The sequence below is a fragment of the Moorena sp. SIO3I6 genome, assembly GCF_010672095.1.
Genome location: NZ_JAAHHU010001607.1, coordinates 1 through 1,139 on the forward strand (window position 1 = coordinate 1; position 1,139 = coordinate 1,139).

Genomic DNA, 1,139 nt, shown 5'->3' on the forward strand with positions numbered 1-1,139 from the left:
GAGGATAGATTTACCAGATTTCTGGCTGTGGTCAAATGCTCTATAGAAGCACGATATTCTCCTCGTTCAAATGCGGCTTTTCCTGACTGGTACTCAAGGTAAAATTTTTCATTAGCCATTAGTCATTCTTTAATTATAGCAATTCAACAAATTGTGAGGTACAAATTTACAGTTTTTAGGGAGCAGGGAGCAGGGAGCAGGGAGTAGGGAATAGCGAAGTCGGAAGAGAGAAGAGGTAAAAAATAATTCGTACCTCATAGCTACGATAAACTCTCTATTAATTGTTAATAATTAAAGAATTAATTATTAATTTCCATTTTCAATTAAGGTTCTTCAGTACCTTTGATGCTAAATGTACAGTTAAAAAGCTTATAAAGCTTACTTTACAGGGGTTCTGAGGCTATTTAACTAGCAAAATTTTCTGAATACCGCCTCTTCCGACTACTCCCTGCTCCCTGCTCCCTGCTCCCTGCTCCCTTTGCAAAAGTGTTTATTTAGCATAACAAGTACGGAAGAGCCTCAATTAACAATTTCCTAGTTGCCATTTGCGATTTGTCCTTAGTTGCTAAATTCCGATGCCACAATCATCGAACCGATTCCTTCATCGGTGAAGATTTCCAGGAGCAGGGCATGGGGAATGCGACCATCAATAATATGAGCCGCACGTACCCCTTGAGCAAGCGATCGCACACAGCAGTTTACCTTAGGAATCATCCCACCAGACACTACCCCACTGTCAATCAACTCCCGTGATTGTTGAATATCTAGGTGAGCAATCAGGCTAGATGGGTCTTTAGGATCCTTCAAAACCCCAGGGGTATCAGTCAGCAAGATCAGCTTTTCTGCTTCTAAAGCAGCTGCGATCGCACCGGCAACCGTGTCAGCGTTGATATTGTAAGCTTGGCCAGTATCATCAGCCGCCACACTAGACACTACTGGAATGTAGCCACTATTGACCAAAGACTCTAATAGCCCCACATCCACACTGCTCACTTCCCCAACAAAGCCAATACCCTCTTGACCTTGTGGGCGTGCTACGAATAAGTTACCATCTTTGCCACACAGCCCGACAGCATTACCACCGGCGTAGTTAATCCCAGAGACCAACTCTTTATTCACCCGACCCACCAGCACCATCT

2 protein-coding genes are annotated in these 1,139 nt (G+C 43.7%); both read right to left on the minus strand.

All coding sequences use genetic code 11. From position 1 onward, the window contains the following. Positions 1-129: 129 nt before the first annotated feature. Positions 130-258 carry a hypothetical protein gene (locus tag F6K49_RS51605; protein ID WP_293062289.1) on the minus strand — a complete coding sequence of 43 codons (129 nt, stop codon included), beginning with the start codon at positions 256-258 and terminating at the stop codon, positions 130-132. Between the two features lie 300 nt (positions 259-558). Continuing rightward, positions 559-1,139: acetylglutamate kinase (gene argB / locus F6K49_RS51610; RefSeq protein ID WP_293110756.1), on the minus strand; the 581-nt coding region annotated here is incomplete at its 5' end.

What these genes read in the sequence shown, in the direction of transcription:
- F6K49_RS51605 (WP_293062289.1), bottom strand. Translation starts at nt 258, where the DNA reads ATGAGGTACGAATTATTTTTTACCTCTTCTCTCTTCCGACTTCGCTAT.